Source organism: Streptomyces sp. NPDC045968 (genome assembly GCF_056430475.1).
The window spans coordinates 1-7,548 of sequence record NZ_JBWKLF010000018.1 but is presented as its reverse complement, the minus strand read 5'-3'; the positions used below and the strand labels follow the sequence as shown (position 1 = coordinate 7,548).

The following is a 7,548-nucleotide window of genomic DNA, read 5'->3' as shown; positions in this document are numbered from 1 at the left end:
CTCTCCCCCCCCCCCCCCCCCCCCCCCCCCCCCCCCCCCCCCCCACCCCCCCCCTCCCCCCCCCCCCCCCCCCCCCCCCCCCCCCCCCCCCCCCCCCCCCCCCCCCGGCCGGCCTAATCCGCCGCGCGCAGGGCCTCGGCGAGGATCGCCGCGCCCTCCTCCGCCTCGGCGACCGTCAGCGACAGCGGCGGGGCGATCCGCAGGACGCTGGTGCTGTGCCCGCCCCCCTTGCCGAGCAGCAGACCGCGCTCGCGGGCCGCTTCGAGGACCGCGGCGGCGGCCTCCGGGTCCGCCTCGTCGGTGCCGGGCTTCACCAGTTCGATGCCGATCATCAGGCCCCGGCCCCGGACTTCGCGTACGGACGCGGACCCCGCGGCGATCGCGCGCAACCGCTCGATGAGCAGTCCGCCGACGCGTCGCGCGTTGCCCTGGAGGTCGTGTTCCAGGAGATAGGAGAGGTTGGCGAGGCCGGCCGCCATGGTGACCGGCGAGCCGCCGAACGTCGAGATGGAGTTGGCGTCCAGGCAGTTCATGACCTCGGCGCGGGCGACGACCCCACCGATCGACATGCCGTTGCCGATGCCCTTGGCGAACGTGAGGATGTCCGGCGGCCCGTGTTCGCCGTGCGCCTGCCAGCCCCAGAAGTGCTCACCCGTCCGGCCCCAGCCGGTCTGCACCTCGTCCGAGATCCACAGGATGCCGTGCCGGTCGAGGACCTGGCGGAACGCCGCGTACAGCCCGTCGGGAGGTGAGGTGAAACCGCCGACGCCCTGGATGGGTTCGGCGATCAGCGCGGCGGCCTCGCGGGTGTGCCCGAGCAGGTCCTCCAGATCGGCGACGCACGCCTTGACGAACCGGTCGTCGCTCAGCTCCGCGTACGGTCCGCGGGTGCGGACACCGCCGTGGACGTACAGGGTCTGGAGCGGAGAGAGGCTCGTCGGCGACCAGGACCGGTTGCCGGTGATGGACACGGCCGAGAACGACCGGCCGTGGTAGCTGTTGCGCATCGCGAGGATCTGGTTGGACCTGCGGTACGCGGTCGCCAGCAGCAGTGCGGTGTCATTGGCCTCGGTGCCCGACGTGGTGAAGAAGACCCGGGCGTCGGGGATGCCGGAGAGGGTGGCGAGGCGCTCGGCGAGTTCCACCATCGGCCGGTTGAGGTAGAGCGTCGAGGAGTGGATGATCCGCCCGGCCTGCTCGGCGACCGCCTTCGTCACCTCGGGCAGGGCGTGTGCGGTCATCGTGGTGAGGATGCCGCCGAAGAAGTCGAGGTAGCGGTTTCCGTCCGCGTCCCAGACGTGACGGCCCTCGCCGTGGGTGAGCTCCAGGGGGCGGCGGTAGTAGAGCGCCAGCCAGTCCGGGCTGACCGCGAGATGGCGCTCGTGCAGCCCGGTCACGGCTCGACCAGCCCCTCGTACGCGTCCGGACGGCGGTCCCGGAAGAACGCCCACTGCTGCCGGACCTCCTCGATCATCCCGAAGTCGAGGTCACGGACGAGGAGTTCCTCCTCCTTGTCGCTCGCGACGTCACCGACGAACTGACCGCGCGGATCGACGAAGTAGCTCGTGCCGTAGAAGTCGTTGTCGCCGTACTCCTCCTGGCCGACGCGGTTGATCGCGGCGACGAAGTACTCGTTGGCGACGGCGGACGCGGGCTGTTCCAGCTGCCAGAGGTGGCTGGAGAGTCCGCGCGAGGTCGCGGACGGGTTGTAGACCAGCTGGGCCCCGTTCAGGCCGAGTTGGCGCCAGCCCTCGGGGAAGTGGCGGTCGTAGCAGATGTAGACGCCGACCTTGCCGACGGCGGTGTCGAACACCGGCCAGCCGGCGTTCCCGGGCTTGAAGTAGTACTTCTCCCAGAAGCCCTTGACCTGCGGGATGTGGTGCTTGCGGTACTTGCCGAGATACGTGCCGTCGGCGTCGATCACCGCGGCGGTGTTGAAGTAGAAGCCGGACTGTTCGATCTCGAAGACCGGCACGACGACCACCATGCCGGTCTCGCGGGCCAGGTCCCGCATCCGGCGGACGGTGGGCCCGTCGGGGACGGCCTCGGCCCAGCGGTAGTGCTCGGGTTCCTGCACCTGGCAGAAGTAGGGGGCGTTGAACACCTCCTGGAAACCGATGATCTTCGCCCCCTGCCGGGCGGCCTCGCGCGCGTGTTCCTCGTGCTTGGCGATCATGGATTCAGTGTCGCCGGTCCAGGTCGCCTGGACGAGTGCGGCGCGTACGACGTGGGACATGAGCTGCTCCTTCGACGCGGCGTCAGAGAGCCTCTACGTGGTTTCTACGCCCGTAGACACAGTGCATAGGGGAGAACGTAAGCCCCGCCCCACAGCGGGGCAAGACCATCGCCGTGAACCGGCGGAGTCGATCATGTTTCGTACCCGAGCGGTCCACTCCTTGCATTGAAGCGCACTCGAACTCGTAGCCTCCGGTACACGACGACCGAAAGGGAAACCTCGTGCGTTACACATTGTTCGGCAGGACCGGTCTGCGCGTGAGCGAGCTCGCGCTTGGCGCCATGACCCTCGGCAGTCACGAGACGGACCCCCGGGCCGTCACCGCGACGAGTGGACGCATCATCGACGCGTACGTGGAGGCGGGCGGGAACTTCGTCGACACGGCCGACATCTACGGCTCGTCCGAGGCGGTCCTCGGCGAGGTGCTCGGCCGGCGCCGCGAGAACCTCGTGCTCGCCAGCAAGTACACCTGCGCGACCGCCAAGGGCGACGTGAACTCGGCGGGCAACCACCGGGGGAACCTCGTACGGTCCGTGGAGTCGAGCCTCGCCCGGCTGAACACGGACCGGCTCGACGTCCTGTGGGTGCACGCCCGCGACAACTTCACCCCGGTCGAGGAGGTCATGCGGGCGCTCGACGATCTCGTCAGGGCCGGCAAGGTGCTCTACATCGGCGTCTCGGACTGGCCCGCGTGGGAGATCGCCCAGGCGTCGACGCTGGCAGAACTGCGCGGCTGGACGGCCTTCGCCGGCTCGCAGCTGCGCTACAGCCTGCTGGAACGCACCCCCGAACGCGAACTGCTCCCGCAGGCCCGCGCCTTCGACCAGACGGTCTTCGCCTGGAGCCCGCTCGCCCGCGGCCGGCTCACCGGCAGGGACCTGCCCACCGGGCCGGACGCCCCGGACAGCGGCTGGGACGCGGCGCGGCGCCGGGAGCACGCGACGATCACGGCGGTCGTGGACATCGCCCGGCAGGGCGACTGGACCCCGGCCCAGGTGGCGCTGGCCTGGCTGCGCGGCCGCCCGGGCAACATCGTCCCGATCATCGGCGCGTCCACGGAGGGCCAGCTCGCGGACAACCTGTCCTGCCTGGAGACAGAGCTCGACGCGACCGCCGTCGCCCGCCTCGACGAGGTGAGTGCCGTACCGCTCGGCTTCCCGCACGACTTCCTGCGCGAGCCGGGCGTGGTGGAGACGGTGTACGGCGACCGCTGGACCGACATCGACGACCGGCGCTCGACGTACCGGCGTACGACGGACGGGGCCTGATCCGGGGCCGCACCCCCAACGAGGTCCGTGCTGTGGGGGGCGCACGAACCTCTCTGCTGTCACGGTCGGCGTTCGTCGTCGAGACGATGAAGCTGTTGAGGGCCTGGGGCGGTCAGCCGCTCGCTTGGCCTGTTGCGCTCGGCCCCTCCGTGGCGGACGCCCCGCCGGCTGCCAGCCGCTGGGTGATCCGGTCGAACAGGTCCGTCAGCGGCGCACCGACGTCCTGGCCGAACTCAGTCAGCCCGTAGGTGACTTGGGGTGGCGTCGTCGGCTCGACCTTGCGCCAGACCAGGTCGTCCTGGACCAGTGCGCGCAGTGTCTGAGCGAGCATCTTCTCGCTGATGCCCCGAATGCTGTCGCGCAGCTCGTAGAACCGAAGATCGGTGCTCCGCAAGGAGATCAGCACCCAGATGCCCCACCTGCTGGTCACGTGGTCGACCACGTCGCGCGCAGGGCAGTCGGTGTGAAACACCTCATACCGATTGCCCGCCTCGGCCTGCGTCAGCTGCGCACCTTCCCTCATGTCCGGAGCTTACCTCTGGGTATGTTCTTACGAAAAGTAAGCCCGCCTCCTAGCGTCAATCGCCGCAGCGCACAACGGACTAGGAGCGAACATGATCGTGGTGACCGGGGCTACCGGGAATGTGGGCCGGCCTCTGACGCAGGCCCTGGCCAAGGCGGGCGAGCAGGTGACGGCGGTGTCACGGCACGCGGCGGCCATGCCGGACGGGGTCCGGCACGTGCCGGCCGACTTGGCCGAGCCGCGGGGCCTCGCTCCCGCTCTGGACGGGGCGAAGGCGCTGTTCCTCCTGCTGTCCGGCGACCTGCACGCCCCCGGAGCCAGCCCGGCCGACATTATTGGCCTGGCTGCTGCCGGCGGGGTCCGCCGAGTCGTCCTGCTGTCTTCGCAGGGCGTGGCGACCAGGCCGCTCGGCCCGTCGCGGATCGCGATGCGCGCGGTGGAGGACGCGTTGAGAAAGTCCGGCCTGGACTGGGCCGTCCTGCGACCGGGCGGCTTCGCCTCCAACGCCTTGGCGTGGGCGGAGTCCGTCCGCACGCAAGGGACGGTCGCCGCACCCTTCGGCGATGTGGGGGTTCCGGTCGTCGACCCGGCGGACATCGCCGAGGTCGCGGCGGCCTGCCTGCTGGACGACCGGCACACCGGCGGAGTCCTCGAGCTGACCGGGCCCGAGGTGATCACGCCCCGTCAGCAGTCGGAGGCCATCGCCGCCGCGCTCGGCTCGCCGGTGCGATTCCACGAACTCACCCGCGAGGAGGCCAAAGCCGCGATGACCCGGTTCGTGCCGCCGGAGCTCGCCGACGACACCCTGGACATCATCTCCGCCCCGAACCCCGCCGAACTGCGGATCAGCTCGGACGTGGGACGAGTCCTCGGCCGCGCTCCGCGCCCCTTCGACAACTGGGTGGCCCGCAACATCGCCGCTTTCCGCTGAGGCACAGCTCAGCTGAAGCGCCCGGGCAGCCTCGTGCGACTACGGCCGCACGGGGCTGCCCCTGCGCGCTCACGTCCGCGTCGGCGGGCGGCGCGCGTACGGGCCACCACCTGCGCGAGGCCAGGTGATCCGAAGGAGCGGCCTAGGTCCCGGCGATGCCCGCCACCCGTAGCGCGTGGACGAGGTCCCACTCGCGCGCCGCCGATACCTCGCGGGCCGCGGCCAGCAGTCGCGGTACGAGGCGGCGCGGATCGTGTTCCGCGATCCTGGCCGCGTCCTGCGGCGTACGTACGCGGACGAACGCGCCCAGCAGCGCTCGCGCCTGCGGGGCGAGGCCTGCCCGGTCGAGGGCGGCCACCGCGTCGGCCACCTCGGCGGCGGGGCGCGCCGCGCCCTGGCGCAGCAGGTGGGCACAGTCGTCGGGACGACCGGCGGCGGCCAGTGCGCCCGCCGCCGCGGCCAGCCCCGCGGGCGGCAGCGTGGACACCTCCCACAGCAGGGTCGCCCAGTCGGCGGCCAGTCCCGCCCCGTGCAGGGCGAGCGCGAGGACCGGCAGGTGGTCCGCCGGTCCGGCCGCCGCCTCGCAGAGCACGACGTGTGCCTCGCCGCCGCGGCCTTCCGCGCGCAGCCGGACGAGCCGTTCGACGGCTTCGCCCGCGGCCCGCCGGGCGACGGGGCCGGGCGGGGCAGCGGGCGCGGCTGTGGGTGCGGCGACGTCCGGGCCCGTCTCCCGGGCGGTGGCGCCCCGGAAACGGGCGCCGCGCGGACCTGCGGCCGTCGTCGGCGGGACGGGGAGCACGGGCACCACCGAGGGGGCGGCCGGATCGGTCTCGTCGTCGACGTCCAGGCCGGCGAACCGGGCGCCGCGCGGCTTCCTCCGCTTCGGGGCGGGGGCGCTCGGCGCTTGCGGGGCGGGCTTCGCCCGGTGTACGTCGGCGGCCTCCGCGAGCCCCGCCCGCGAGGGTGCCTCGCCGTCCCGTTCCTCCATCCGGAACCACCCCTCGGGCGCGGCTGCCGCCGAGATCCGCTTGCGCAGTTCCGTACAGCGGGCCGAGGCGCGTTCGTGGTCGTCCCGGGCCCAGGCCAGTGCCTCCGCACCGGCGTCCGGGGCGTGGCCCGCGTTCACGGAGGTGGCGCGCAGGCGCTGCTCGGCGTGGGTCTGCTCGCGGAGCATCAGCTCAAGCCGCTCCACGAGGGCCCGACGACCACCCGGCCGCCGGTCGTGGGCGGTGGCCGACGCGGAGTACAGCGCGGCGGCCCGTACCGACTCGTGCTCCGCGAACGCCGCGCCGCGCGCCACGGCCAGGTCCTGGAGCAACGACTCGACCACGTCCCAGGGCGGCACCTCGGTCCCGTCGAAACAGGCCCGCATGCCCTCGGGATCGCGGCGGGAGAACACCCCGTACCAGCCGCGTCCGGGGTCGAGCAGGGCCGTCAGCTCCCGCAGGTAGTGCGCGAACGTGGCTACTTCCACCGCAGGTTGATGCACCGTCATCGTCGCCCTCGCCGGCCGTCGACTGGAACCTTCCAGTCCGCAGGCATTCGATCGCAGGCGTGTTACGGGACGGCTACGCGGGGTTTTCGGGCAGGCTGCGGTCGGCGCGCACCGCCCGGCCGCGCGCCCCCGGCCACCCCGGGCCTCAGAACGTGATGGCGATGCCCGTGTGCGGGCGCTTCCCGAGCCGTACGGCGGTCGCGGGCCAGTCGAGGAGCCAGTACTTCCAGGTGTACTTGCGGCCGATGACCTTGCGGACCTTCCGGGTACCGGCCTCGTCCAGCAGCCGCCCGGTGCCCTCGGCGCTCGGGGCGCCCTCGGCGATCCGGCCCCGCAGGTCGCAGACCGTGACGGTGACGCGGCTGTTGTTGCGCAGCCGCTTGGCCTTCCACGAGTCGGACCGGGTCCAGACGTACAGCACGTTGCCCTCGGCCGCGGCCCAGACGGGCGTGGCGACGGGTGTGCCGTCCTTCCGGTACGTGGTCAGGCTGACGTACTCACTGCGCGCGAAGTCCTGAAGAGTCACGGGCGCGACCCTACGCGCCCCGGCCGGCCCCGCCGCTCGCCGGTGCCGCCCGGGCGGTGGACGCGGAACCCGGTCAGGCGGTGAGCGGGGTGCCGGAAGTGGTGCGGCACGTTCTCCCCGCGCTCCGACGTCCCGTCCTTCGGTCGTCAGTTGTCGTTCACGAACTCCCTGGCCAGCGCAGTCCCGGCACGACGACGAACGGCAGCGCGGCGGATTCCAGCGGTCTCCGCGTGAGCTCTGGAACGCTGTCTCCGGCAGGAAGTACGGGTCGGTCTCCTCGTCGCAGGGGGTCGTTCTGCGCCCGTCGCAGTCGATGTCCATGTCCGCCTTCCAGAACACGGCGCCCTTCTTCGCGCAGACCGGCACGGTCGCCGCCCCTCCCTGGTCCGTTCGGTACTTCCCCTTCGAGATCCGCGTGCGGGTCCGCACTTCGGCGCCTCCCTCGCGGATGCGGGCATGCCCGCATCACGGCCGCGGGGGGGGGGGGGGGGGGGGGGGGGGGGGGGGGGGGGGGGGGGGGGGGGGGGGGGGGGGGGGGGGGGGGGGGGGGGGGGGGGGGGGGGGGGGGG

Annotated in this window: 7 protein-coding genes and 1 pseudogene; 2 read left to right on the top strand and 6 right to left on the bottom strand. The window is 72.6% G+C overall.

Going from position 1 to position 7,548, the window contains the following annotated elements; genetic code table 11:
* Positions 1-113: 113 nt before the first annotated feature.
* Positions 114-1,397, bottom strand: coding sequence for an aspartate aminotransferase family protein (locus AC07FA_RS33050; RefSeq protein ID WP_479080033.1), 1,284 nt, complete (start codon positions 1,395-1,397; stop codon positions 114-116).
* Entirely contained in the window at positions 1,394-2,236 is an 843-nt protein-coding gene (locus tag AC07FA_RS33045) for a nitrilase-related carbon-nitrogen hydrolase (RefSeq protein ID WP_479080032.1), read from the bottom strand. The genes AC07FA_RS33050 and AC07FA_RS33045 overlap by 4 nt, the downstream gene beginning before the upstream one ends.
* A 221-nt stretch (positions 2,237-2,457) precedes the next feature.
* On the opposite strand from AC07FA_RS33045, the gene AC07FA_RS33040 reads away from it, so the two are divergent.
* Positions 2,458-3,504 (top strand): aldo/keto reductase, encoded by a 1,047-nt coding sequence (locus AC07FA_RS33040; protein WP_479080031.1) that lies wholly within the window; start codon positions 2,458-2,460, stop codon positions 3,502-3,504.
* Between the two features lie 112 nt (positions 3,505-3,616).
* Here the strand turns inward: AC07FA_RS33040 and AC07FA_RS33035 are convergent, their stop codons facing one another.
* Positions 3,617-4,027, bottom strand: coding sequence for a winged helix-turn-helix transcriptional regulator (locus AC07FA_RS33035; protein ID WP_479080030.1), 411 nt, complete (start codon positions 4,025-4,027; stop codon positions 3,617-3,619).
* A gap of 91 nt (positions 4,028-4,118) precedes the next feature.
* Here AC07FA_RS33035 and AC07FA_RS33030 point away from each other — a divergent pair, with 91 nt between their 5' ends.
* Positions 4,119-4,958, top strand: coding sequence for an SDR family oxidoreductase (locus AC07FA_RS33030; protein WP_479080029.1), 840 nt, complete (start codon positions 4,119-4,121; stop codon positions 4,956-4,958).
* Between the two features lie 142 nt (positions 4,959-5,100).
* On the opposite strand, the gene AC07FA_RS33025 is transcribed toward AC07FA_RS33030, so the two are convergent.
* From AC07FA_RS33025 to AC07FA_RS33015, 3 genes and pseudogenes are all read right to left on the bottom strand, one after another.
* Entirely contained in the window at positions 5,101-6,453 is a 1,353-nt protein-coding gene (locus AC07FA_RS33025; RefSeq protein ID WP_479080028.1) for a hypothetical protein, read from the bottom strand.
* A 145-nt stretch (positions 6,454-6,598) separates the two neighbouring features.
* On the bottom strand, positions 6,599-6,979 hold the full coding sequence (locus AC07FA_RS33020; RefSeq protein WP_479080027.1) for a PPOX class F420-dependent oxidoreductase: 381 nt from the start codon (positions 6,977-6,979) through the stop codon (positions 6,599-6,601).
* A 181-nt stretch (positions 6,980-7,160) separates the two neighbouring features.
* Positions 7,161-7,548, bottom strand: a pseudogene (locus AC07FA_RS33015) (glycoside hydrolase family 75 protein); the annotation flags it as partial.